This window comes from Pedobacter sp. FW305-3-2-15-E-R2A2, from assembly GCF_038446955.1.
Classification (GTDB): domain Bacteria; phylum Bacteroidota; class Bacteroidia; order Sphingobacteriales; family Sphingobacteriaceae; genus Pedobacter.
In genome coordinates, this window is sequence record NZ_CP151803.1 from 6,325,248 (window position 1) to 6,349,230 (window position 23,983).

A 23,983-nucleotide genomic window follows, 5' to 3' on the forward strand; every position below is an offset into this window, starting at 1 on the left:
AAGATAGTTTTTCAATTGGCTCATTGTCCTAGTTTCCGGTCAGGCCGGGCATGGATAATGTTTTTCCTGTCGCTTTTATTACCGGCATTGGGGCTTCCCATTCCTTGAGCTGAGTTCCCAGTTGCGCAGCCATAGTCCGCACCTTTTCGGGATAAGCCGGGGCTTCATTCTTCTGCTCGCCGATGTCTTCTTTCAGGTTGTAAAGTTCGGTACTCCCATCACGCATGTTATAAATGAGCTTCCAGTCTCCTACTCTGATGGCGCTTTTATAATTAATTCCAGGACCATCTTCCGGGATCCATTTGTTTGGAAAATGCCAGTATAAAGCCCGCTGATTGTCCGTATAATTCGCATTCTTCAGAATCGGCACAAAGCTTTTTCCATCAATCTCCTGATGGGTTTTATAATTTTTGATGCCCGCCATTTCCAGTATCGTTGGAAAGAAATCTTCAATAATGACATATTGTTTGGCTACGCTGGAAGGCTTTGTCAGCCCTGGCCATTTCACAATCATGGGCTCCCGGATCCCGCCTTCATTCAGCGAACCCTTGCCTGCCTTTAAGGGCAGATTTTGAGAATGTGCAATTCCGGCTCTTGGCGGCACCAGACTCAAGCCCCCATTGTCGCTCATGAAGATAATCACCGTATTCTGGTCTGCCTTTTTTGCTTTCAGATAATCCATGATATCGCCCAGACTTTTATCCATTCCCTCAATTAAAGAAGCATATTTTGCTTCTATAGGGGCCAATCCTGCAGCTATATATTTTTGATAGAACCGTTCATCCGCCTGAATCGGCGTATGAATGGCATAGTGGGCCATATTCAGGTAGAAAGGCTGTTTGTTCTTTATCGGGGCATCCAGTGCTTTCAGCGCTTCAAGAGTTAGGGCTTCGGTTAAAAACGTTTCTGTACCATAATACTCTTCCAGATCAGGTACCGATTGCAGGGTATTTTTGCCGGGCTTATTCCCATAAAAATCCTGTCCGTAATAACTTTGGGGATGTCCGGCGGCATGTCCCCCAATATTTACCATAAAGCCAAGGTTATAGGGATTCGCACCCGGACTGCCGATGGATGCCCAATGTGCTTTCCCCACGTGTATGGTAAAATACCCTGCTTCCTTTAAGAGCTGAGGATAAGGAGTTGCATAAATCGTATTGGGAATGCCGGGTTTCGGGCTCAGACCGCTATAATTCCAGGTTGCCGGCAAGAATTGTTCATCGTCGTTATCGGAAGAAACGTTATGTTGTGGTGATGTCCAGTTGGTCACTTTATGATGTGCTGCATTCATCCCGCTGATCAGGCTGATTCTGGTTGGTGTACATACCGGTGTGGCATAAGCGTTCGTAAATTTCATACCTTCTTTTGCCAGGCGTTCCATATTTGGGGTATGGTAACGTTTATTTAAGGGTGTGGTTTGCGTCCAGAAAGGCAGGGAAGTATCTTGCCAGCCCATATCATCCACCAGGAAAACAATCACATTAGGTTTTTGCTGCGTATACCCGGGTACACTAAAAAGCAAGGTCATGAATAAAATAAGGACAAATTCCTTCCCCTGGTGCTTCATAAACTGAGATCTGATCATGTTAAAATTGGAAGGTACAAAAATTTAAATTCCGCGGGTCTGAACAAAGGGAAAATTTAAGGGGGCAACTGAAGAAATGAAGAAGATGATGGGAAAATTAATGGTGGGGGGAGAAGGATTCGAACCTTCGAAGTCTTGCGACAACAGAGTTACAGTCTGTCCCATTTGGCCACTCTGGTATCCCCCCATTTTCCATGAATTAAAACAAGAAAGCTTCAGATTGCGCTGAAGCTTTTTGAAGTGGTGTGGGCCGGGATCGAACCGGCGACACAAGGATTTTCAGTCCTTTGCTCTACCGACTGAGCTACCGCACCATTTAACCTTGTCCCCTCGTTTGGGATTGCAAATGTAGTGTCTTTTTTCAAAAAACAAATTAATTCTTAATATTTTATTTAAAACCCGTCTAAATTTAAATTTTATGCATGCATAGTAATTTGTTTTACCGGATTTGTTTTAACTTAGCAACACTATAACAGATCTTCAAAAAAATGGTGTTACAAATCCTATTTATAGCAATTGCATTGGCAGGGGTCGCCTTGTTCAGTTATAACTTAAAGAAAGTTATCCGCAACATTCGAATTGGAAGGGCGGCAAACAGAACCGATCAACCGCAAAAAAGAATGATGACCATGGTCAAAGTTGCGCTTGGACAGACGAAAATGTTCTTTCGTCCTATCCCAGCCTTTCTGCATTTGATTGTTTATGCCGGCTTTGTCATCATCAATATCGAAGTATTGGAGATCATGATCGACGGTATTTTCGGCACTCACCGTGTTTTCGGTGGCTTGGGTGCTTTGTATAATTTCCTTATTGCTTCTTTTGAAATCCTTGCCCTTGGCGTATGGCTCGGTTGTGCCATCTTCCTGGTGAGGAGAAATATCATTAAACTGAAAAGGTTTAGCGGCGTAGAGATGACCAGCTGGCCGAAATCTGATGCCAATTACATCCTGATTACCGAGATCTTATTGATGACGGCTTTCTTAGTGATGAATGCTGCAGATGCAAAACTACAGGCCATGGGTGCCGCACATTATACTGCAGTAGGATCTTTCCCGGTGAGTCAGTTTCTGATGAACCTGTTGCCAGGTACTGAAGGCGCTTTAATTGCAATTGAAAGAGGCTGCTGGTGGTTCCACATTATCGGGATATTTGGTTTCTTAAACTACCTTCCTTATTCCAAACATTTCCACATCATGTTTGCCTTTCCCAATACTTATTTCTCTAATCTGGAGCCTAAAGGGGAGTTCAGCAATATGCAGAGTGTTACGAATGAAGTAAAGGCCATGTTAGACCCTTCCTTTAGCCCTCCTGAGCCCGACGGAAGCAAGTTTGGAGCTAAAGATGTGAATGACCTGACCTGGGTAAACCTGATGAACGCCTATACCTGCACAGAATGCGGAAGGTGTACTTCTGTATGTCCGGCAAACATTACCGGAAAACTGCTTTCTCCACGTAAAATCATGATGGATACCCGCGACAGGCTGGAGGAAGTCGGAAAAAATATTGATAAAACCGGAAACGGCTTTGATGATGGAAAGTCTTTAATAGACACTTACATCAGCAGGGAAGAAATATGGGCATGTACCAGTTGCAATGCCTGCACACAGGCCTGCCCGATCAACATTGATCCTTTGGCGATCATTACTGAGCTGAGAAGATATGCCGTAATGGAAGAATCGCAGGCTCCGGCCAGTATCAATGCCATGCTGGGTAACATTGAGAACAATGGTGCTCCATGGAAATATTCTCCGGCAGACCGGTTGAACTGGGCCAAAGAAAGTTAATCAAAATATTAAATCTGATATTAGAGCTAAGATGAGCGAGCAACTAAATTTTGAAGTGCCAACAATGGCAGAACTGTTAGCCAAAGGCGAAGAACCTGAAATCCTGTTTTGGGTAGGTTGTGCCGGAAGTTATGATGAAAGGGCGCAGAAAACCACTCGTGATATCTGTAAGATCCTACACCATGTAGGCATGAAATATGCAGTTCTTGGAACGGAAGAAAGCTGTACCGGAGACCCTGCAAAAAGGGCAGGAAATGAATTCCTGTTCCAGATGCAGGCCATGACCAATATCGAAGTACTCAACGCCTATAACATCAAAAAGATCGTTACCGGATGTCCGCATTGTTTCAATACGATCAAAAACGAATATCCCGGACTTGGCGGAACCTATGAAGTGATTCATCATACTCAGCTCATCCAGGACCTGATCAATGATGGCAAGCTAAAAGCTGAAGGCGGAGAGAGTTTCAAAGGTAAAAAGATCACTTACCATGACCCTTGCTATCTGGGCCGCGGAAACGGAGTGTATGAAGCACCACGCAAAGCGCTTGAAGTACTGGATGCCCAGCTGGTAGAAATGAAACGCTGTAAATCCAACGGTTTATGCTGTGGTGCCGGTGGTGCCCAGATGTTTAAAGAACCGGAAAAAGGGAATAAAGACATCAATATTGAAAGAATTGAAGAGGCTTTGGAAACTCAGCCACAGGTAATTGCGGCCTCCTGCCCTTTCTGTATGACCATGCTTCGCGATGGGGTTAAACTGAAAGATCAGGACCAGAACGTACAGGTATTGGATATTGCAGAAATTACAGCCAGAGCAAATGGCTTGTAATACCCTCTTCATCGCTTCCCTGAATTCGGGCAGCAACGGCAATTGCTACTATGTCGGAAACGATAAAGAAGCCGTACTGATCGATGCCGGTATCTCCTGCAGGGAAACAGAAAAGAGAATGTTAAGACTGGGCCTGAACATGGATAAGGTGAAGGCCATCTTTATTTCTCACGAACATACCGACCATATTAAGGGGCTTGCTGTCCTGTCTGCTAAATTCAATTTACCAGTTTACATCACTCCCGGTACTTTGAGCGGCTGCAGGTTTAACCTGAGAACAGATTTAGTCCGGACACTTTTAAGTCATCAAAGCGTACAGGTAGGAGACCTGAACATCAGCAGTTTCCTGAAGTTACACGATGCTGCTGAACCACATAGCTTCCTGGTTTCCTGCGGAGACACTAAAGTAGGTATATTTACAGACCTTGGAGCAGTATGCGGGGAGCTGACCAGCCATTTCCAGCAGTGTCATGCTGCATTTCTGGAGACCAATTATGATGATGACCTTTTAAGTAAAAGTGCTTACCCTTATTTCCTGAAGAAACGCATCAGCGGAGGAATGGGTCACTTGTCCAATAAACAGGCCCTGGATCTTTTTATCGCACACAAGCCTTCCTTTATGAGCCACCTGCTCTTATCGCATCTTTCCAAAGACAACAACTGTCCGGAGCTCGCAGCAAACTTATTCAGGGAACATGCCAATGGAACAGAGATCATTGTGGCTTCCAGATATGAAGAAACGGCTGTTTATACTATTTTTGAACCGGTAGCAGTGCATTCATTTTAACCAGCCGCTCGGAAAGATCAGACAAATCCTGAGTTTTCATATTTTTCACCGGAATGGTCATAAAGCAAGCCATGCTGTCTACATCTCCGCCTATCTTATCATTATAGGTCTGTACAATTACATCTTCTCCTTTTGTACGCAGAAAAAGATCACCGCTTTCGCCAGTTTCATCGGTCCCCTGATAGTCCAATCCTTTGAATTTGATCAGGTTAAAAGAGAAATATTCTACTTTCCCACTGGAGAAGTAACGCTTGTACCGGCAGAAGCCACTGTTGGTAACATTTAATTCGTAGCGCTTAATTTCCTTTTCCTCCCTACTGCTGTCATAATGTTCAGACAGTATTTTTTGAAGGTAGGCAATCTCTTCATCCAGAGCCATTTTAGCAGAAAAAGCCGTAAATATAACGCATGACAATGCGCAAAGGCATATTGTTAAGTTTAATGTAAACTTTTTCATCACGTTCCTATTTTAGAAAAATCAATTTAAATATTTTACTAAATTTGGAGTATGAGTTTTTCTCCACAATCAAAAGTTTGGGTATACCAAAGTAACCGTGCGTTTACTGACAACGAAGTAACGTCAATTCAGCAAAAGCTGAACGATTTTGCCGCGCAATGGAAAGCGCATGGCCATCAGCTGAATGCTAAAGCCGAAGTATTACATCATTTTTTCATTGTATTTACCGTGGATGAAGCCAGTGCCGGCGTGACCGGATGCTCTATAGATGCTTCTGTGAGAATCATAAAAGAAATAGAGCAGGAATATAAAGTGGACCTTTTCGACAGGTTCAATATGGCCTACAAGGTAGATGACAAAGTGATTGTAACCAATAAGGAAGATTTCGAAACCCTGGTGAGCATCAAAAAGGTAGGCCCGAAGACGGTTGTATTTAACAACCTTGTTCAGACACTGGACGAATTCCAGAACAAATGGGAAGTTCCTTTTGAACAAAGCTGGCACAGCAAAGTGTTTGCACACCTGCTGTAACCGGGCTTTGTAACTTTTACTTCGTATAAAAAGTATCTCCTTCTGTATACAGGCTAAACTGCAAGCCCTCCATTTTCAGGTGTTGTGATTTCGTGACCTTTAATTTCAGAGGATTGGCGATTCTCAGTACCTGACTCTCTCCGGCTACCCTGATCTTTTTCTGTTTAACGATGATGGCGGTGCCCTCATCAATACCGATACAATCAAAACCGGGATGTGCCGCCAAAGCAGAGATCAATCGGTTATACCGGCTCCGCTTTACAAAGTGCTGGTCGATGATCACGGAATCCAATAAGCCAAGACCTTCCTGAAATTCCACATTGCCAAAGCGCAGCTGATCAAATGTGGCTTTATAAGCCGTATCACCAAGAAGCTGTTCTCCCGTAATCATGTACTTGCTCATCACTGCAGCTCCGGCACTTGTACCGGCCACCGTTGCACCATTCTGATAAGCCTGATGAATCGCTTTGTAAACCGGGGTATTCAATACCACCTTCATAAAACGGTTCTGATCGCCTCCGGTAATGTAAATTAAACGCGCTCCGGTTAAAGAATCCAGCCATTTCCGGTCATTTACCGTTGAAGCATCAAAATTAAAACAAGCAATGTGATTGTGGGTGGCTACTGACAATTCCTGTTGAATCGCTTCAAAAGAACGTTCAGGAAAACCACTGGACATCGGCAAAACTACCACATAGTCTTTTGCCTTCATATCAGCCGTTTTAATGAGCTCCTGAATTAATTCAGGGGATTTATCCCCACCACCAATAATAAACAGACTGCCCTTCGCTGCAGGCCGCTGCTGGGCAATAGCCAACAAGGAGGTAAGTACCCATACACAAGCCAGCAAAGGCTTTATAAATAAAAATTTCATGAGGAAGCCTTATTTGTAGATCAATACTTCTATTTTTCCGGCTGCTGTTACCGTTCCCCTGTACATTCCTTCCGTATTGAAAGGCATGGCCACATGTCCTTGTTTGTCCATGGCAATTAAACCACCATCGCCACCCATTTTCCCAACCTTCTCCAATACCGCTTTTGAAGCATCGGCCACTGACATCTTTTTATATTCCATCATTGCAGAAATGTCATGAGCCACTACATTACGGATATAAAATTCTCCCCATCCGGTGCAGGAGATTCCTGCAGTCGCATTGTTGGCATAAGTACCTGCACCAATGATCGGTGCATCTCCTACCCTTCCATATCTTTTATTCGTCATGCCTCCGGTAGAGGTTCCCGCAGCAAGGTTCCCGGATTTATCAAGTGCCACAGCACCTACCGTTCCGAATTTATAATCCTTATTGACCGTACCCAGTTTCATTGATTTTTTACTGCCATGGTCCAGTACGGTTTTTACGGAATCTTCCTTAATCGCCTTCTGTAAGCCATCCCAGCGTTCCTTGGTGTAGAAATACGAAGGGTCGACGATTTCCAGTTTAGATTGTTTGGCAAAAGCCTCTGCACCTGCACCCACCATCATGACATGTTCAGATTTTTCCATCACTGCCCTTGCAGCGCTGATGGGATTGCGAATCACGGTTACACCAGCCACGGAACCCGCAGACAAGGTCTTCCCATCCATTACCGCTGCATCCATTTCATTTTTTCCATCGTGCGTAAAAACGGAACCTTTCCCTGCATTGAATAAGGGAGAATCTTCCATCACATGGATCGCTGCCTCGACCGCATCCAGGCTGGTTTTCCCGGCCTGGAGCGCCTCATATCCCTTTTGCAATGCTTTTGTTAAATCGGCAATATAGGCTGCTTCCTTTTCCGGAGTCATGTTTTTCTTAAGAATCGTCCCGGCACCGCCATGGATGACCATCACATATTTCTTTTGCCCATAAACTGCCATGCAGGTGAAGATCATCAGGCACAAAAGAGAATAGTTTAATTTAAATTTCATGTGGTTATTTTTTTGGTTGTTTAATACAATGGGTTTTGTTTCACGTTTGAGTTGGCACGAATCTCTGCGTTTGGTACAGGATATGCATATTGTTTGTTTGCTGAAGTTAAAGTTACAGAACCTAAAGCATTTATTGCATCCGCAGGCTCTCTTGTTACCGGCAATCCATTTCTGCGCAGGTCAAAAAACCTGTGCCCTTCAAAAGCCAGTTCTTTATACCTTTCCAAAACAATGGCATTCAACAATACTGCCTGATCTGCAAAAGTAACATCCGTATATCCACTGATCCTTGCAGCGCGAAGTGCATTCAAATCTGCTCCTGCCAGGGATAGATTTTGTTTCTGCGCATAGGCTTCAGCCCTGATCAGGTACATTTCCCCTGTTCTGTATAATTTAACATCGCAAAGGTTTGTCCGGCCTGCATTTCCTTCCAGATACTTATTCACACTATAATTCGAAGTACCTACTCCTCTGGTATCGTCAAATTTAACATAAGCACCATACCTCACATCATTGCCGGCATCAAAGGAATTGATCAGTTCAAATGCAGGAGCATACAATACCACATCATCTGTATCGTAATAGAAATCCCCCAAACGGCTGTCTCCGCTTACTCTTTTCAATTTCCAGATCACCTCATCTTCTGCCTTATCTTTCCAGATCAAAGGAAACTGATCGCGGTCAGCCAGTGCAGCAGCTTCAATTACTTCCGTACTGTATTTCAAGGCATCATCCCAGTTCTTCTCATACAAGGCTACTCTTGCCTGCATGGCGGAAACAGCGATCAGGGTAATTCTCGTCTTGTTTTCAAATGAAGCAGGGATTAATCCTTTGGCAGCCAGTAAATCTGTTTTTATCTTTTGTATTGTCGCTCCGAAACTTAACCTCGAAGGGCGGGATACCGTGGACACTTCCATATAAGGAACCCCCATTCCATTGCTTTCATAACTGGAAGCAAAATTTCTGAGCAGCTCAAAATGACAATAAGCCCTCATGGCCAGCATTTCACCCTTATATTGTTTTTTAAGTATTTCTTCTGCAGGCTTGGATTTCACTTTGTCCACATAATTCAAGGCCCTGTTCAGCATATCAATGCTTTTGTAATTACTTGCCCAGCCGGCGGTAATCGTACCACCTGAACCATCGTATTGCCATCTGTAGGTCCCTATCCCACGTCCTGTTGAGTTTTCCTTCGGCAGGTTGCATTCGTCGGAAGTAAGGGAAGTATTCGTGATGACATCCGTTTCTAAAGAAGCATAAGCTCCGATTAGTCCGCCATTTAAGTCCTCTACGGTATTGAAAGCCCTGCTGTCATCAAAACTATCTGAAGGAACAAGGTCCAGTTCTTTACTGCAGGAATTCAGGAGCATTAGGCTGCAGCATAAAGTATAGAAGAAAATTCTGTTGCTATAATATTTTAACATGATCATACGATTAGAAATTAACATTTAAACCAAAAGTGTAAGTCCTGGAACTTGGATAGTCAAACTTGGCCTCTCCATCACTATCTTCCGGATCAAAACCTTTCCACTTTGTCCAGGTCAGCAGATTACTGCCTTGCACAAATACATTTACCCCGCTGATAAACTTAGTACCGGCAAGCAAGGACTTAGGAAGTGCATAACTCAGGTTTACATTCCTCAGACGAAGGTAAGATGCATTCTGGATGTCTTTGGAAGAGAAGCTTCTTGCTGCGTTATACCTTGGCAGGATGGCATTGTCGCCCTCCTTTTTCCAACGGTTATTCAACATTCTGACCGATTGGCCGCTGGTACCGAAATCAGGATTCTCGTTGTAATAATCTTCATTATTATACCTGAATACATTATTGGCAAAACTAAACAATGCCGATAAATTGAATCCTTTATAATTCAGCGAGGTATTGAACCCACCAGTAAATGGCGGATAGAGGCTTCCAAATTCAGCGACACTCATCGTGGCTGCGTTGTAATTGGTACTTATATTTCCATTTTGGTCATAATACAATGGGTCTCCATTTTTTGGGTCCACCCCTGCCCATTTGGGCGCATAATGAGAACCATAAGGCAGGCCTTCTCTAACGATTTCAGAATCTCCCTGCTCAAAACCTTCAGAGCCGGCCAGTGAGAGGACTTTATTTTGATTATAGGCAAAATTTAAACCTACATTCCATTTCAAGTCCTCAGTTCTGATCACATCTACACCCAAAGCCACCTCAACCCCTCTGTTTCTCATCGAACCCGCATTTAAAGACAGCACTGGTACACCCGCGGTCAGGGAAACCGGAAGGTCAAGGAACAGGTTTTCCGTTTTTTTATAATATACATCGGTTACCAGGTGTATTCTATTGTCTAAGAAATCAAGGTCAAAACCGATATTTAGATCTTTTGCATACTCCCAATCGTAATTCACACTTCCATAAGCTGTAGGATAGATTCCGCTTTGTCCTCCATAAGAAGTGGTCGAATAAGCTGAAAGATAGGTGAAATTGCCAGGAAAAGGGCTCGCCGTTGTACCATAGCTAACCCGAAGTTTCAGGTCATTGATCAGTTCTGAACCGGCAAGGAAATTTTCTTTTTTCACATTCCAGGCTGCACCGACCGAATAAAACCCATGCCATCTGTTTTTCTTTGGTAAAGTAGAAGAACCATCATAGCGATAACTGGCGTTTAAGGTGTAACGGTCGTTAAAGGTATAACGCCCCAATGCGATATAAGAGATCAAAGCATTTTTTGTTCTTCTTCCGCTAAATTCCGGGATAAAAGAATTTTCTGCAGACCCCGGTGTCCCTCCAGCCGGTGTTTCCGGCAACCGGGGATCAATTCCAAAGGCTTTATACCCAAAACCTCTGCGGTGTTGTTTGGTGATCTCATAAAGTCCCGTTAACTCAAAGCTGTGTTTATCCAGCACCTTTGAGTAGGTTAATCCAGAAGTAGAGATCATCGAAAAATTTCTTTGCAGATTTTCCCCAAAGCTTCCTTTTTCTCCGTTCTCCTGAGCTCCTGAATAAGAATCCGGCCGCACAAAATTTTCTGAGGTCGTTTCTCTGAAATCAATTCCAAACCTGGTCTTTGCCGTCAGATCCGCGGTAATTTTATAACTCAAAGCACCGCTGAGAATCGTTTTGTACTGGTTGTCTTTATTGGTTGTATTTAACAACCGCTCTAATGCTTTACTTCCTTCGCGCTGATCATAAATTTCATATTCATCCGAATTACCGTTATGAATCAATGTCCCGTCGGGGGCATAAGGATACTCATAGGGCAAGGCATAATAGACGGCAGACAAAGGATTTTTACCGCTCGACTGGCCTTCATTTTCAATCATGCTCGATTCCGAATATCCGAGACTGGTATTGATACTTCCTGAAAGTTTCCCGGCATTAAAATCTACGTTATTCCGCAATGAGTAGCGCTCTAAACCGGAACGTTTGGCAATCCCATCCTGTTTATAATAGTTTAAGGAACTATAAAAACGAACATTATCATTTCCGCCACTGGCATCAACCTGTTGTTCCGTAAACTTTCCTGTTCTGAAAAAGATGTCTTTCCAATTCGCATTGATCTTTCCAATACTATCCAGGATGGCATCAGCCCTGCGCTGTTCCTGCGGTGTTTTGCTTGCATAATCCGGGTTCTTTTTGGAAAACTCCCAACCCGGACCAATCTCTGAGCCTGTTTCAAGACCGATCTCTTCTTCAAACTGTAAGCGCTGGGTAGTATTCATCATATTAAACTTCGGGGAAGTCAGCTTCGACAATCCATACTGCGACTTATAATTGAACTGTACCTTACCTGATTTCCCCTTTTTTGTCGTGATGACAATCACCCCGTTCGCTCCCTTTGCACCATATTGTGCTTTTGAAGTGGCGTCCTTTAACACCGTTACACTTTCGAAATCGGAAGGATTGAGTGTTTGAAAATAAGCATCTTCCACAGGAATACCGTCCAAGACGTATAAAGGGGCTGTATTCCCGCTGATCGTTCCGATCCCCCTCAGGATTACTTTGGAACTTGAACCAGGTTGCCCCGAGCCTGAAGAAACCTGTAAACCGGAAACCCGGCCCTGCAATACCTGATCGAAGGTAGACAATGAAGTTTGTGCCAGGTCTTTTCCGCTTACTACCGCAGAAGAACTTGCCGACTGCTGCCTGTTATAACTCGTATATCCGGTTACCGTAACTTCCTGCAAGTTCTGACTGTCAGATTTCAGTTCGATATTAAGCGAGGTTCTGCCAGCGAGATTAACAATCTGCCTGGCATAGCCAATAAACGAAAATTCCAGGCTGGCATTTCCATCAGGCACCCTGATGGAATAGGCCCCATTTGCATCGGTGATCGTTGCAATGGCCAGGCCTGTTACTTTTACCGAAACACCCGGCAAAGGCAGCCCCGCATCATCCAGTACCTTTCCGGTAATGACGATGTCTTTTTTACCCGCCATAGTGGCATCAGGGTACACCACCACCAGGTTGTTTTCTTTCAATGCATAAGTCAGCTGGCTATTTTTCAGAATCAGGCGCATCGCCTCCTCCAATGAGGCCTCCCTGATATCGAGCGCATTCCGCTGAGCCGACATTGCCGTATTGCTATATACAAATCGATAGTCCGTTTGTCGTTCCACCGCCTTCAACAGCTCCTTAATACTGCTTTCTTTTATCTTAATGCTGATCCTCTGCTGTGCAAAACCTGCGGCAGAGACCTGCATACACAGGAGCAGCAGCACAAAACCTGTAATTTTCATACTTAGTAATACTCTTCTCATATCTGTTTAGTTTGGTGGTTTAGTTCATCTGTTTGACCCCAGATCAGGGTTATTTTTTGATATAAATTTGATCTCCCCGGACTTCAAAATGAAAGGGATACGAAAGCTGCAGGGCCTCAAGTGTTTTCAAAATGGTTTCATTTTCAAAAACTCCCGAATACCTGTAATTTTTAACCTCTTCTCCGGTAATGATGATCTCTATGCCATACCAGTCCTGAAGCCTTTGGGCAATGACAGCAAGCGGCAGATTATCGATGTCCAGACGTTTCCGCACCCAGGCAATCTCCTCAGGTACCGGAGCAGCAGCGTTCTGCTTCAACTCAGAGATGCGGTATTCGGCATCAGGTTTTGAAAGGGATGCTTTTGCCGGGGAGTGGAGACTCAGCAGTTTCTGATTAGGTTTCAGCACGACAAAATAACCCGGATACTTTTTGGAGGCTACCTGGACGCTGCCCTGAATCAAGGTAGTTTCCATCATGCTGGAATCTGCATAAGCTTTCACATTAAAGGTGGTTCCCAAAACTTTAATGTCATTAAAAGTAGTATGCACTACGAAAGGATGGGCTGCATCATGTTTTATATCAAAGAAGGCAGCTCCGTCGAGCCATATTTCTCTCTTCGCAGCATTAAAACCTTCCCCTAAGCGAATGGAGCTCTCTTTTCCCAGTGTAACCACAGAGCCATCTTGCAGGATGACCGTTTTGCGCAAGGCTTTACCCGAAGAAAACCAGGTCAATGCCGGCTCTTTTTTAGCCTCAAAAAAAGCAGGTCTGTAAAAGTATAAAAAGGTGATCGCGATCAGAATGGCTGCTGCGCTGCTACCAAAGTAAAAATACCAGCGCGGTCTTCTCGCTTTAAGACTACGCTCCAGAGGTTCTTCTTTGAAGGGGATCTCCGATTTGAAAGAGATGGCCGACTGGAAAGCCTCTTGCTGCGTTAGCCCGGACCTTAATGCCTTCAATTGTTCTATTCTGCTGCCTTGTTTTACATTCAGAATGGCAACTATTCTTTCGGCCTCTGCAATATCTTCCTTTCTATCCGGAAATTTTGCCATCCATTCCTTCCAAAGGATTTGATGTTCCAGGCTGGTGCCCAGACAATATTCCTGAAATGATTCATTGCAAATCAATTCTTCTACGTCAAAATCATTGCCAGGCATCTGTATCATAAGGAGCTTTTAATATACAGACGGAGAAATGCCCTCCTTTTCCTAAGAAAATTTAAAGTTTATTTCCCGCCCCGTTATTTCAGCAACTTCCGAAGCACTTTGATCGCATCATAAATCGTATTATATGCCGTTTTCACGCTCTGCGCCGTTCTTTCTGAAATCTGTTCATAACTTAGCCCTTCAAAAAATTTAAGCTGAATCAATTCCATTTGACGGGGAGTTAACTGGCGGATGGCAATTTTAAGTTTTTCTTTCAGGTCGTCGTCCTGTTGAATGTTAATCAGTACCTGTTCATAAGAAAGCTCATTCCATTCTTCTTCAGCAAGCATTTTGCTCAGCGCTGCGTTTGTCTTATTGAGGTACGACAACTGGTCCAGCATACAATGGCGAAGGGAAGTCATCAGATAAGCCCTGACGTTTTCTACCGGATGCAGGCGTTCCCGCTTATCCCAGATATTTAAAAAAATCTGATTGACACAATCTTTAACGAGTTCATCATCGGCATTGATCTTCATGCCGGAGCGGATAAGCTGGAAATACTGGCGGTTATATAGCTCAAATAGAGCCTGTTTATCCCCAAGGCGCATTTGTTCCCAATAATTGTGATCATCTTCGCCTAGGCCCATATTCAGGGATGAATATAGGAATTTCCGGAGAAAAAGGGATTAAAAATCCAAAGGTCCCAGACGTCTCATGTTCTTCATGATCAGGTATTGGCGGTGACGGATATAAGGTGTTGCATTTTTTGGCGACCACCTTCTTGGGTTAGGGAAGCAGGAAGCAATCAGCGCGGCCTGTGCCCGGCTTAACTTCTTACAGGATTTACCATAATAGGCCTGTGAAGCCGCTTCCGCACCATAAATTCCGTCGCCCATCTCAATTACATTGAGGTAAACCTCCAGGATCCGTTCTTTACTCCAGAAGATTTCTATCAGCAATGTAAAATAGGCTTCAAAACCTTTACGGATCCAGGAGCGTCCCGGCCATAGAAATACGTTTTTAGCTGTTTGCTGGGAGATGGTACTTCCCCCTTTTATCTTTTTACCCTTTTTATTCGTCTCAAAAGCCTTTTCTATGGCTTTCACATCAAAACCTATATGTTTCAGGAAGAGCTGATCTTCGGCAGATACTGCAGCCCGTTTCATATTATCGGACATATCATCGAAGTCCACCCATTTCTTCTCCATCTTTGAGGGCTTATCCTCTGAACTCCGTTCGATGTTCCTTTGGATCATCAGCAGGGTGATGGGTGGATTTACAAAACGATAAAACAAAACCCAAAGCACGGTCACCATCAAAAACCAAAGAAAGACCTTAGTCAGGATACCAGTGATTTTTTTAAGTAAAGGAGATTTTGCTTTAGCGGGTTTGCGTCGTTTTGTTGCCATTGCCCCAAAGGTAAGAAGATTGCGGAATACCCGATTGCGGCACTGGCAAAAAAAGCAATAAAAAAAGGGCTCTGATGAATCAGAACCCTTTTTTATGTCATGTAAAAAGATTACTCAGCTACAACTTCGAAAGGAACTTTAACTTTCACTTCTTTGTGCAAGTTTAAGTTGGCTACGTATTCACCAACAAATTTAGGTTCAGTTTCGAAAGTGATACGGCGACGGTCAACATCAAAACCTTGTTGTTTTAATGCCTCAGAAATCATAATGGTATTTACAGCACCAAAAATCTTTCCTGTTTCACCAGCTTTAGCACCGATAGTTAACTTCACATCTACTAAACGTGCAGCGATACCATCAGCATCTTTCTTAATTTTATCTTGTTTAAAAGCAGCTTGTTTCAAGTTTTCTGCTAATACTTTTTTCGCTGAAGGAGTAGCCAACTGACCGAATCCTTGTGGGATTAAGTAGTTACGACCGTATCCTGGCTTTACATTAACGATATCATCTTTTTCCCCTAGGGATTTGATATCTTGTTTTAAAATAATTTCCATTTTTCAGCTCCTATTTTAATTGGTCAGCAACGAAAGGTAACAAACCAATGTGACGTGAGCGTTTTACCGCCTGAGCCACTTTGCGTTGGAATTTCAATGAAGTACCGGTTAGACGGCGAGGTAAAATTTTACCTTGATCATTGATGAACTTTAACAAAAAGTTTGCGTCTTTGTAATCAATATATTTAATACCATTCTTTTTGAAACGGCAATATTTTTTTCTGTTATCGTCCACTTTTGGAGCGGTAACATATTGTATTTGATCTTTAGCCATTATCCTGCAACCTCCTCTTTCTTAGGTTTTTTGTTAAAAGCACCACTGCGTTTCTTCTCATTATACGCAACCGCATGACGATCTAATCTAATGGTAAGGAAACGTAGAACACGCTCATCACGTTTTAGTTCTAATTCCAATTTACTTACTAATTCACCTGAAGATTTATACTCTGTAAGGTGGAAGAATCCGCTTGCTTTTTTCTCAATCGGATACGCTAATTTTCTCAAACCCCAATTGTCCTCTTGAACAATTTCGGCTCCGCTATCAGTGATGATTTTGCTGAATTTGGCTAATGCCTCTTTCGCAACCTCTTCTGATAACAACGGGGTTAGAACGATAACAGTTTCGTACTGATTCATTGTTATGATTAATTTATGTTTATTTACCGCACAAAATGCGGGGCTGCAAATGTAGCAATAAAATATTAAAAATCAAATGATTTAGTGTTTACCAAACAGATAGTTAACCCCAAGTCTGAATTGTTGCTTATCTGCATTGAATAATGCATAATTTGTAATGGCTGTAGCCATGCTATAACCAATAGAAAGTTCTATCTTTTTATTCAGTACCACTCCGGCGGTTACCGGGAAGCTCGCATAAAAAGTCTCCAGATCTACCAGATCATTGGGATTATTGGTCTCTACGGTCTCCACGCCTGTATAAAAACTCTTCGAATACCGGGTGGATTTTTGATTGCTGTAACTCGACAAATTGAGGCCAATTCCTCCGCCAATAAATACTTTAAAATCAGCCGCATTATACAGGTGATAAATCACCTGTGGATTGATCGCTGCCCCTAGCTGGTCAAACGATTGCATAGCGGTCGGGCTGGAAATTTTATTTTTACTCATCATTAACGACAATTCCACCCTAAACAACAACCTGCGGATGGCAGGATTTGCAAAGAAATCTAATCCCGTGGCAATTGTGGGTCCGAAAGACAATTTTGAACTGGCATCCGATCCGGCCAGCACATGTGCTCCGCTGAAGCCTAGTAAGGCCGCATTGATACCCGCTCCGGCAAAAAACCTTGATTTTGGAAATTTAGATTCCTCCAGCTGCTGATCATTAATCAACACTACAATTTTCGACAGCTCGTCCCTTGTATACTTTAACCGGCCTAAGCGGTTTTCCAGGCTTTCCGAATATTTACCGTACTTTCTTAAAATCGCCATTAGCTGACGGGCATATCTGACATTCGTGAGCATCTTTCCAGGATTGTCAGTTTGTATGTAAAGCTGTCTGATTAACTCCTGAGGTTCCTGATCTCCTTTATCCAGAATATAGTATCTTCTTTTAACCTGATCTTCATACTGAAAAAAAGTCACGCGTTGTCCCTCCTGAATCACCTGGAGAAACACGGGTTCTCGTTTAGAACTGGTATCTACCACTTCGGTAAGTTTAGACATGTCGTCGGGACCCAGACTGATATTTACGACATGTCTTTGGTAACTGACCATATCATTGATCCCATAACCTGCACAGTCTTTCAGGGTATATGTTTTTGGACTGGCATTCCCGTCCTCTTTAAAAACAACAGCTACAGGATTATTTTTTTCTTCTCTATAATCAAGATATCCTTTTAAAGTATCTTTTGAATTTGTCAAAACATATCCTTTATGGAAATTGGATTGGGCAAAACCGAACATTGGCAAAGTCAAAAACAGACCAGTTAGAAAGCGCTTCATAAAATGAGTTTATATTTATGCGCAAATCTAAACTTAATTATCAGTTTTGGAAAAGTATAAAAAACCCCGGTTCCAGGCCAGTTCATTTTATTTTCCAACAAATCCCCTCAGCTCCATAAAAAATTTATAATTTCGTTGCCGAATGGAGAATTTTATAGTATCAGCCCGTAAATACCGTCCGGCAACGTTTGAAACCGTTGTTGGTCAACACCACATCACGGGTACGTTAAAAAATGCCATTAAAAATAATCAATTGGCCCAGGCTTTTTTATTCTGTGGACCAAGAGGTGTCGGTAAAACTACCTGTGCAAGGATTCTCGCAAAGACGATCAATTGTACCAGTTTAACCGCAGAACAGGAAGCTTGCGGAACCTGCGACTCCTGTGTTTCTTTTCAAACCGGCCATTCTTTCAATTTTCATGAATTAGATGCGGCATCGAACAATTCTGTTGATGACATCCGCAGTTTGATTGAGCAGGTTCGGATCCCGCCACAGGCAGGAAAATATAAGATCTATATCATTGATGAGGTGCACATGCTTTCGGCGAACGCATTTAATGCTTTTCTGAAAACATTGGAAGAACCACCTTCTTATGCCATATTTATATTAGCGACAACGGAAAAACATAAAATCCTGCCAACGATCCTATCCCGTTGTCAGATTTTTGACTTCAACCGGATTCAGGTAGACGACATTTCCGGTCTCCTGAACAAGATTGCGATACGGGAAAACATCAATGTAGAGGCAGATGGATTACACATCATCGCTCAAAAGGCAGATGGTGGATTGAGGGATGCCCTTTCCATGTTTGACCAGATTGTTAGTTATACCAATAAAAACTTAACCTATAAATCCGTAATCGATAACCTGAACATTCTGGATTATGATTACTACTTCAGGCTCACCCAATACCTGACCACTGCTGATGTCAGCAATGCCTTGATTTTATTTGATGAGGTGCTGAACAATGGCTTTGACGGGAACAACTTCATCAACGGACTGGCAAGTCACCTGAGAAATCTTCTTGTGGCCAAGGATCCACAGACGACAAAGTTATTGGAGGTGAGTGAAAACATCAAACAAAAATACATTAGTCAAAGTCAGCAGACGGCAGTTTCCTTTGTACTCACTGCATTAAACCTGGCCAATCAGTGTGACCTGATCTATAAGAACAGCAAGAACCAGCGGCTCCAGGTGGAGCTGGCTCTGATCAAGATGTGCCACATTCCTTCGGTACTACAACTCGCCCAGCAGCCTACTCACTCCTCCGCAACTGACCAAGATCAGATTAAAAAAAAAACTAATGTAAGTCCGGCGCCGGCTCAAAATACAGCTCCGGTTGCTACTGCCTATAAATCAGACGAAAAGGCTCCTGCGGTGGTAGAACCCGCTCCAAAACCCATTCCTGCACCTGCGGTAAGCGCTCCGGTAAAGACGGCAACCAGTCCTGCTCCTACGGCAAAGATTGCTTTAAATCAAAAGATCAACCTTAGTGGCAGCAATACCGGAACCTTTATTCCTTCTTTAACAGACCTGAACCGAAGTTCGGCGGGAGAAGACGATGGCGAGCCGAAATACATCAGTGGTGATGACCGGGAAGTATTCACGTTAGCCCAGCTTTTAGTGTATTGGAACGAATATTCGGAAAGCGCAAAGACTTCCGGGAAGATCAATATCTATACCTTGATGTCCGGAGCTGACCCACAGCTGGAGGGAACAGAAACCATCATTGTAAAAGTAGAACACAAACTTCAGGAAAGCCTGCTACAGGAAGAAATGGTAGACCTGATGAATTTTTTAAGGCCGAGGCTAAAAAACTTCAATGTTTCGATCAGGACCATACAAATGGCCCGGGAAGTGGTCAACAGGCTTTACACCAGTACTGAGAAGTACCAGTATCTGGTAGAAAAAAACCCTAAACTGGATGAGTTCCGCCGCAAGTTCAATCTGGACGTAAATCCTTAAAATTTCTTTCTGATGGCCGGGGAATCATTAATCGGATAACCCTCTTCATCCAGGTCCTCCCGTTCATCTTCTGCAGTTCTTCCCAGCAGTTCATCTTCAGGATCCAGTTCCACACTTTGCCCGTTATCGATATGCATTCCAGCTTCTTCTAAATTTTCGCCGATTTGCTCTGCATCATTGTATTCAGTCCCATTATAAGGATTGGCTTCATCATAAGTAGAAATGCTGTCCTCTCCATTGGGAGCGGAAGTATCATAAGGTAAAGGGTGATCGTACTCTTTTTCTGTGCCTTTTACATCAAACACAAAACTATTTTTATCCTTATCGTAAGACAGATTGTCAAAATCTTTGGTTTCGCCCAGATCGGTAGGATGAAGCTTATCTTTTTTTTCGATACTCATAATGGTAAGTTTATATCATCATAACGTTATAAAATCTTTAATTGTTTTTGGATTTTGTCAGAAAATGAGGCTATAAACTCAAAATTTATATCTTTGTTTTTTCAACAATTAAAATTATATCCACTAATATGTCTGTACAAAAAATTAAAGTAACCCAACCCGTTGTAGAGTTAGATGGTGATGAAATGACCCGCATCATTTGGAAATTCATTAAAGATAAACTAATCCTTCCTTATCTGGAGCTTGACATCAAGTATTATGATTTAGGTGTAGAGTATCGTGATGAAACCAATGACCAGGTAACAATTGATGCAGCTGAGGCGATCAAGAAATATGGTGTAGGTATCAAATGCGCAACCATCACTCCTGATGAAGACCGTGTGAAGGAATTTAATTTGAAACAAATGTGGAAATCACCAAACGGAACCATCCGTAATATTTTAGATGGAACCGTTTTCCGTGAGCCGATTGTGATGAGCAATGTTCCCCGTTTAGTACCAAACTGGACTGCCCCGATCTGTATCGGTCGTCATGCTTTTGGTGATCAATACCGTGCTACTGATTTAGTGACTAAAGGAAAAGGTAAATTAACCTTAACCTTCACCCCTGAAGATGGCAGCGAGGTTCAATCATTTGATGTGTATAACTTCAAAGGTGATGGTGTTGCATTAGCGATGTACAATACTGACGAAAGTATCCGCGGTTTCGCCAATGCATGTTTTAACCAGGCATTGAGCAAAAAATGGCCTTTATACCTATCTACAAAAAACACCATTCTTAAAAAATATGATGGACGTTTCAAAGACATCTTCCAGGAGATCTATGAAAACGACTTTAAAGCAAGGTTTGATGCTGCAGGAATTACTTATGAGCACCGTTTGATCGATGACATGGTTGCTTCTGCCTTAAAATGGAATGGGAACTTCGTTTGGGCTTGTAAAAACTATGACGGCGACGTTCAGTCTGATACTGTAGCTCAAGGATTTGGTTCATTAGGACTAATGACTTCTGTATTGATCACACCAGATGGAAAAACAATGGAAGCGGAAGCGGCACATGGTACCGTTACCCGCCACTATCGTGATCACCAGGCTGGAAAACCAACTTCTACGAACCCGATTGCTTCCATCTTTGCATGGACAAGAGGTTTAGAGTTCCGTGGTATTTTAGACAACAACCAGGAATTGGTTAAATTCTGTCAGGCTTTAGAGCAGGTTTGTATTGAAACTGTAGAAAGCGGAAAAATGACTAAAGATTTAGCCGTTTGTATCCATGGTAACAAAGTTGAGCATGGCAAACATTACCTATATACTGAAGAGTTCTTAGCTGCTATTGATGAGAACCTACAAGCAAAATTAGCTTAATCTTTTTCCAGGATTGGAAAAAACCTGTTGGCTTTGCCAACAGGTTTTTTTGTTAAAAAGCAGCTGATATCCTGAACCCGGTGCTGCTTCTATTGTTGTAATTAAAGTTCTTTACGAAATTCAATCTCAGACCAAATCGCTGAACACCTACATAAGCTTCGGTATAATTCTTAATTACATCAGAGCTCAGGTAATTCACACCTATCACCTCTTCCAGCTTCAATTTTTTAAACAAGGGAATCTTACTCAAAAACAGACCTCCAAAATTGTGTTCAAAATGAGCCTCCAGGAACTGCTTTCCGGTACTGAATTCATAAGGACTAAGCAGCAGGAAGCCATCCGTGAATTGGGTATAGACAAAAATATCGCTCCCCGCAAAATGTTTGAAGTCCATATAATACAGCTTTTTTCTATTCAGGAACTTCCCTGCAGCGACGCTATACCTGAAAGCACCAAGGATTCCAAGCTTTTTGTTGGAGTCAAAAATACGGGCTCCTACATAATCAAAATCTACCTCTGAATTAAATACTCCCTTGATCCCTTTACGATAGTCCAGCTGAAGCTTCGGGTACACAGATCCTTGTCTGATGTTAAAATCAGGGCGTTCAATATAGGTTTGTGCAAAGGCAATATTTACTGTTATCCCCATGGTAAGTGCCTTATGTGCCGTAAAAGCATAGTCGTTGCCAGATGAAGGATATGGATTATTCGCTGTAAATTCCTTATCCGGGAAACGGCTTGCTGTTCTGAAAGAAGTATTGATTAAAGGAGTCCTGCTGGCATACTCCAGGTTACCCGAGAGGTATAATCCATTACTCAGCTCCCTTCCGGAAATGACATTTACAAAATCCTTTTTATACAGTTTGAGAATATTCTCTTTCGAGAACAAGGTACTTATGGTATTAAACAGCGGAGGGATTGCCGAATAATTGCTGTTAAAGTCAGTATAAGCTGTTCCTCCACTCAGGCCGACATAACCATTGTGTTTACGATCATAAACATAACCCAGACTGGCATTTGCAGTCAGCTTTTTATTTTCAAACCCGTAACGGCCATTGATCTTTGCGATCAGTACGGTACTATCTTTCAGCGTCTTTCTATAAGTCAGTCCGGGGTTGTACACCCAGCCCTCTACCGTATTATAGTTGATGTTAAAAAGTGGCCCGCTGATTCTCCATGACTCCTTTTCCTTGGTATTCTGGTGTGCATAACCCAAGGTCAACACTTTCAGCAGTTTAAACTTATTTGCTTTTCTATCGATTGAATCCCGGTATTTATCGGAACTCCTCCACAATTTAATGCTGTCCTTTTTTACATAATCCCTGCGCTCTTCCGGGGTTAACAACATCGGACGGATTCCTGCCCAATAGGTCGAGTCTCTCTTGTTTGCATCTGCATTCACCTTCAAGACCCTGTTGGTAAAGAACTTTGGCGGAAAATTGGGTTCTATATCGTAGTTGCTGAACACACCGGTATAACTGCCCAGGAATTTGAAGCTGAAGATCCCACCTGAATAGTCATACTGTTGACTGGCCAGCATCCATTTGCCATTTTTCACAGGAATAAACTGCTGTTTGATCTTCAGTGTGTCAATCCCTTCGATCATCGAATTGTTCGTAATCTCCAGGTCTGTGCTGTGAATCCTCCAGCTGTCGTCAATGATATAGATGTAACCATTAAAGACCTGATCGTACTTCCGTCTGGAGATGACCTGTATTTTATTGATCCAGTCGTTGCCTTCCCTGAAAGTACCCATGAATTTATAGCGATAAAACAACATGGCATTGTCGGCGATTGGGGAAACAAAACCGACACGGCTCAGGTCGCTGATCTCGACGGTATTTTTATAAAAGCTGATCAGAAAATCAGTCGCCTGATTAAAACTAAAACCATTACTATTCCCACTCACCTTTGAAGAAATCATTTCCTCATTAATTTTATTTGGCTGCTGGAAGTTAAACTTAGAAATGGATTCAGACAGGTAAAGGATTCCTCTTTTACCAGAGTCCAGCCCCATATCTTTCAACTCTCCCTGGACTTCTCTACCCAGAAATTTCTTAGGTGCGTTTTTAAGTTTAGTCACCCCTTTTATGTAGGTATCACAAGAATAAGCTTTTACCTCCGTTAAATGTTCCTTACGTTTTCTGATCGCATTCCTGATCATTTCGTATGCCGGATCTTCGGCATTGGCCTTAATCACGACATCTTTTAACTGATAGGCCTCCGCTTCCATCGCTACAGATAACTCCGTATCCTTGCTGATGTTTACCTCCCTGATCAGTTGTTTATACCCTACTGCCCTGAACATCAAGCTGTATTTTCCTTTTTCAAGTCTGAGTTGAAATTCTCCGTTTGTATTGGCTGAAGTCCCTGTACTTGTCCCCTGAATATAAATACTCGTAAAGGGGAGTATACTCTTTTCATGATCGTAGGTAATCCCTTTTAGGGTGAATTGTTGGGAAAAGGCCATACCTCCGGATAACAGGCACAGCAACAGGAACAAGAGCTTCTTCATACATTTTATATTATGAAGTAAAGTTGAAATAATT

At 42.7% G+C, this 23,983-nt stretch carries 21 protein-coding genes and 2 tRNA genes; 6 read left to right on the forward strand and 17 right to left on the reverse strand.

Annotation, left to right across the window (positions count from 1 at the left end):
• Positions 1-28: 28 nt before the first annotated feature.
• The 3 genes from AAFF35_RS25515 to AAFF35_RS25525 all read right to left on the reverse strand — a co-directional run bounded on the left by AAFF35_RS25515 (position 29) and on the right by AAFF35_RS25525 (position 1,899).
• Positions 29-1,585: a sulfatase gene (locus tag AAFF35_RS25515; protein WP_342329345.1), complete on the reverse strand. Its 1,557-nt coding sequence runs from the start codon at positions 1,583-1,585 to the stop codon at positions 29-31.
• Between the two features lie 101 nt (positions 1,586-1,686).
• Positions 1,687-1,772, reverse strand: a tRNA-Tyr gene (locus tag AAFF35_RS25520).
• A 54-nt stretch (positions 1,773-1,826) separates the two neighbouring features.
• Positions 1,827-1,899 (reverse strand) — tRNA-Phe (locus AAFF35_RS25525).
• Positions 1,900-2,073: 174 nt separating this feature from the next.
• Between AAFF35_RS25525 and AAFF35_RS25530 the strand changes: the two genes are divergently transcribed.
• Genes AAFF35_RS25530 through AAFF35_RS25540 form a run of 3 tightly spaced genes read left to right on the forward strand, consistent with a single transcriptional unit; the run spans position 2,074 to position 4,988 of the window.
• Entirely contained in the window at positions 2,074-3,369 is a 1,296-nt protein-coding gene (locus tag AAFF35_RS25530) for a (Fe-S)-binding protein (RefSeq protein WP_342329346.1), read from the forward strand.
• A gap of 31 nt (positions 3,370-3,400) precedes the next feature.
• The gene (locus tag AAFF35_RS25535) at positions 3,401-4,201 is read left to right on the forward strand and encodes a (Fe-S)-binding protein (RefSeq protein ID WP_124581065.1); all 801 of its coding nucleotides are present in this window, start codon (positions 3,401-3,403) and stop codon (positions 4,199-4,201) included.
• On the forward strand, positions 4,191-4,988 hold the full coding sequence (locus AAFF35_RS25540) for an MBL fold metallo-hydrolase (RefSeq protein ID WP_342329347.1): 798 nt from the start codon (positions 4,191-4,193) through the stop codon (positions 4,986-4,988). The genes AAFF35_RS25535 and AAFF35_RS25540 overlap by 11 nt, the downstream gene beginning before the upstream one ends.
• Here AAFF35_RS25540 and AAFF35_RS25545 read toward each other — a convergent pair.
• The gene (locus AAFF35_RS25545; RefSeq protein WP_342329348.1) at positions 4,954-5,445 is read right to left on the reverse strand and encodes a hypothetical protein; all 492 of its coding nucleotides are present in this window, start codon (positions 5,443-5,445) and stop codon (positions 4,954-4,956) included. The two genes, AAFF35_RS25540 and AAFF35_RS25545, sit on opposite strands and share 35 nt — an antisense overlap.
• A 51-nt stretch (positions 5,446-5,496) precedes the next feature.
• Between AAFF35_RS25545 and AAFF35_RS25550 the strand changes: the two genes are divergently transcribed.
• Complete coding sequence (locus AAFF35_RS25550; RefSeq protein WP_342329349.1) at positions 5,497-5,976, forward strand: ABC transporter ATPase; 480 nt, start codon at positions 5,497-5,499, stop codon at positions 5,974-5,976.
• A gap of 16 nt (positions 5,977-5,992) precedes the next feature.
• Here the strand turns inward: AAFF35_RS25550 and AAFF35_RS25555 are convergent, their stop codons facing one another.
• From AAFF35_RS25555 to AAFF35_RS25605, 11 genes are all read right to left on the reverse strand, one after another.
• A complete protein-coding gene (locus AAFF35_RS25555) occupies positions 5,993-6,850 on the reverse strand; it encodes a cyanophycinase (protein ID WP_342329350.1) in 858 nt (285 codons plus the stop codon).
• Positions 6,851-6,859: 9 nt separating this feature from the next.
• Positions 6,860-7,885, reverse strand: coding sequence for an isoaspartyl peptidase/L-asparaginase (locus AAFF35_RS25560; protein WP_342329351.1), 1,026 nt, complete (start codon positions 7,883-7,885; stop codon positions 6,860-6,862).
• 20 nt (positions 7,886-7,905) lie between these two features.
• Complete coding sequence (locus AAFF35_RS25565; RefSeq protein WP_342329352.1) at positions 7,906-9,309, reverse strand: RagB/SusD family nutrient uptake outer membrane protein; 1,404 nt, start codon at positions 9,307-9,309, stop codon at positions 7,906-7,908.
• 10 nt (positions 9,310-9,319) lie between these two features.
• Positions 9,320-12,628 carry a SusC/RagA family TonB-linked outer membrane protein gene (locus AAFF35_RS25570; protein WP_342329353.1) on the reverse strand — a complete coding sequence of 1,103 codons (3,309 nt, stop codon included), beginning with the start codon at positions 12,626-12,628 and terminating at the stop codon, positions 9,320-9,322.
• Positions 12,629-12,677: 49 nt separating this feature from the next.
• Positions 12,678-13,796 carry a FecR domain-containing protein gene (locus AAFF35_RS25575; protein ID WP_342329354.1) on the reverse strand — a complete coding sequence of 373 codons (1,119 nt, stop codon included), beginning with the start codon at positions 13,794-13,796 and terminating at the stop codon, positions 12,678-12,680.
• Between the two features lie 74 nt (positions 13,797-13,870).
• On the reverse strand, positions 13,871-14,422 hold the full coding sequence (locus AAFF35_RS25580; RefSeq protein ID WP_342329355.1) for a sigma-70 family RNA polymerase sigma factor: 552 nt from the start codon (positions 14,420-14,422) through the stop codon (positions 13,871-13,873).
• A 39-nt stretch (positions 14,423-14,461) separates the two neighbouring features.
• A complete protein-coding gene (mtgA, locus tag AAFF35_RS25585) occupies positions 14,462-15,184 on the reverse strand; it encodes a monofunctional biosynthetic peptidoglycan transglycosylase (protein ID WP_342329356.1) in 723 nt (240 codons plus the stop codon).
• 110 nt (positions 15,185-15,294) lie between these two features.
• Positions 15,295-15,738 (reverse strand): 50S ribosomal protein L9, encoded by a 444-nt coding sequence (gene rplI, locus AAFF35_RS25590; RefSeq protein ID WP_342329357.1) that lies wholly within the window; start codon positions 15,736-15,738, stop codon positions 15,295-15,297.
• A gap of 10 nt (positions 15,739-15,748) precedes the next feature.
• Complete coding sequence (gene rpsR, locus AAFF35_RS25595) at positions 15,749-16,012, reverse strand: 30S ribosomal protein S18 (protein WP_008244392.1); 264 nt, start codon at positions 16,010-16,012, stop codon at positions 15,749-15,751.
• On the reverse strand, positions 16,012-16,374 hold the full coding sequence (gene rpsF, locus AAFF35_RS25600; RefSeq protein ID WP_062550348.1) for a 30S ribosomal protein S6: 363 nt from the start codon (positions 16,372-16,374) through the stop codon (positions 16,012-16,014). Before rpsF ends, rpsR begins: the two co-directional genes overlap by 1 nt.
• 81 nt (positions 16,375-16,455) lie before the next feature.
• On the reverse strand, positions 16,456-17,703 hold the full coding sequence (locus AAFF35_RS25605) for a hypothetical protein (protein ID WP_342329358.1): 1,248 nt from the start codon (positions 17,701-17,703) through the stop codon (positions 16,456-16,458).
• Positions 17,704-17,845: 142 nt separating this feature from the next.
• On the opposite strand from AAFF35_RS25605, the gene AAFF35_RS25610 reads away from it, so the two are divergent.
• Positions 17,846-19,669: a DNA polymerase III subunit gamma/tau gene (locus AAFF35_RS25610; protein ID WP_342329359.1), complete on the forward strand. Its 1,824-nt coding sequence runs from the start codon at positions 17,846-17,848 to the stop codon at positions 19,667-19,669.
• Here AAFF35_RS25610 and AAFF35_RS25615 read toward each other — a convergent pair.
• Positions 19,666-20,070 carry a hypothetical protein gene (locus tag AAFF35_RS25615; protein ID WP_342329360.1) on the reverse strand — a complete coding sequence of 135 codons (405 nt, stop codon included), beginning with the start codon at positions 20,068-20,070 and terminating at the stop codon, positions 19,666-19,668. The two genes, AAFF35_RS25610 and AAFF35_RS25615, sit on opposite strands and share 4 nt — an antisense overlap.
• A 128-nt stretch (positions 20,071-20,198) precedes the next feature.
• Here AAFF35_RS25615 and AAFF35_RS25620 point away from each other — a divergent pair, with 128 nt between their 5' ends.
• Positions 20,199-21,434: an isocitrate dehydrogenase (NADP(+)) gene (locus AAFF35_RS25620; RefSeq protein ID WP_073232386.1), complete on the forward strand. Its 1,236-nt coding sequence runs from the start codon at positions 20,199-20,201 to the stop codon at positions 21,432-21,434.
• Between the two features lie 52 nt (positions 21,435-21,486).
• On the opposite strand, the gene AAFF35_RS25625 is transcribed toward AAFF35_RS25620, so the two are convergent.
• Complete coding sequence (locus AAFF35_RS25625) at positions 21,487-23,949, reverse strand: DUF5686 and carboxypeptidase regulatory-like domain-containing protein (RefSeq protein WP_342329361.1); 2,463 nt, start codon at positions 23,947-23,949, stop codon at positions 21,487-21,489.
• Positions 23,950-23,983 lie beyond the last annotated feature (34 nt).

Bases quoted from the DNA above. Each gene is read 5' to 3' on its own strand.
- AAFF35_RS25515 (WP_342329345.1), bottom strand. From the start codon at position 1,585: ATGATCAGATCTCAGTTTATGAAGCACCAGGGGAAGGAATTTGTCCTT.
- AAFF35_RS25530 (WP_342329346.1), top strand. From the start codon at position 2,074: ATGGTGTTACAAATCCTATTTATAGCAATTGCATTGGCAGGGGTCGCC.
- AAFF35_RS25535 (WP_124581065.1), top strand. From the start codon at position 3,401: ATGAGCGAGCAACTAAATTTTGAAGTGCCAACAATGGCAGAACTGTTA.
- AAFF35_RS25540 (WP_342329347.1), top strand. From the start codon at position 4,191: ATGGCTTGTAATACCCTCTTCATCGCTTCCCTGAATTCGGGCAGCAAC.
- AAFF35_RS25545 (WP_342329348.1), bottom strand. From the start codon at position 5,445: ATGAAAAAGTTTACATTAAACTTAACAATATGCCTTTGCGCATTGTCA.
- AAFF35_RS25550 (WP_342329349.1), top strand. From the start codon at position 5,497: ATGAGTTTTTCTCCACAATCAAAAGTTTGGGTATACCAAAGTAACCGT.
- AAFF35_RS25555 (WP_342329350.1), bottom strand. From the start codon at position 6,850: ATGAAATTTTTATTTATAAAGCCTTTGCTGGCTTGTGTATGGGTACTT.
- AAFF35_RS25560 (WP_342329351.1), bottom strand. From the start codon at position 7,885: ATGAAATTTAAATTAAACTATTCTCTTTTGTGCCTGATGATCTTCACC.
- AAFF35_RS25565 (WP_342329352.1), bottom strand. From the start codon at position 9,309: ATGTTAAAATATTATAGCAACAGAATTTTCTTCTATACTTTATGCTGC.
- AAFF35_RS25570 (WP_342329353.1), bottom strand. From the start codon at position 12,628: ATGAGAAGAGTATTACTAAGTATGAAAATTACAGGTTTTGTGCTGCTG.
- AAFF35_RS25575 (WP_342329354.1), bottom strand. From the start codon at position 13,796: ATGATACAGATGCCTGGCAATGATTTTGACGTAGAAGAATTGATTTGC.
- AAFF35_RS25580 (WP_342329355.1), bottom strand. From the start codon at position 14,422: ATGGGCCTAGGCGAAGATGATCACAATTATTGGGAACAAATGCGCCTT.
- mtgA (WP_342329356.1), bottom strand. From the start codon at position 15,184: ATGGCAACAAAACGACGCAAACCCGCTAAAGCAAAATCTCCTTTACTT.
- rplI (WP_342329357.1), bottom strand. From the start codon at position 15,738: ATGGAAATTATTTTAAAACAAGATATCAAATCCCTAGGGGAAAAAGAT.
- rpsR (WP_008244392.1), bottom strand. From the start codon at position 16,012: ATGGCTAAAGATCAAATACAATATGTTACCGCTCCAAAAGTGGACGAT.
- rpsF (WP_062550348.1), bottom strand. From the start codon at position 16,374: ATGAATCAGTACGAAACTGTTATCGTTCTAACCCCGTTGTTATCAGAA.
- AAFF35_RS25605 (WP_342329358.1), bottom strand. From the start codon at position 17,703: ATGAAGCGCTTTCTAACTGGTCTGTTTTTGACTTTGCCAATGTTCGGT.
- AAFF35_RS25610 (WP_342329359.1), top strand. From the start codon at position 17,846: ATGGAGAATTTTATAGTATCAGCCCGTAAATACCGTCCGGCAACGTTT.
- AAFF35_RS25615 (WP_342329360.1), bottom strand. From the start codon at position 20,070: ATGAGTATCGAAAAAAAAGATAAGCTTCATCCTACCGATCTGGGCGAA.
- AAFF35_RS25620 (WP_073232386.1), top strand. From the start codon at position 20,199: ATGTCTGTACAAAAAATTAAAGTAACCCAACCCGTTGTAGAGTTAGAT.
- AAFF35_RS25625 (WP_342329361.1), bottom strand. From the start codon at position 23,949: ATGAAGAAGCTCTTGTTCCTGTTGCTGTGCCTGTTATCCGGAGGTATG.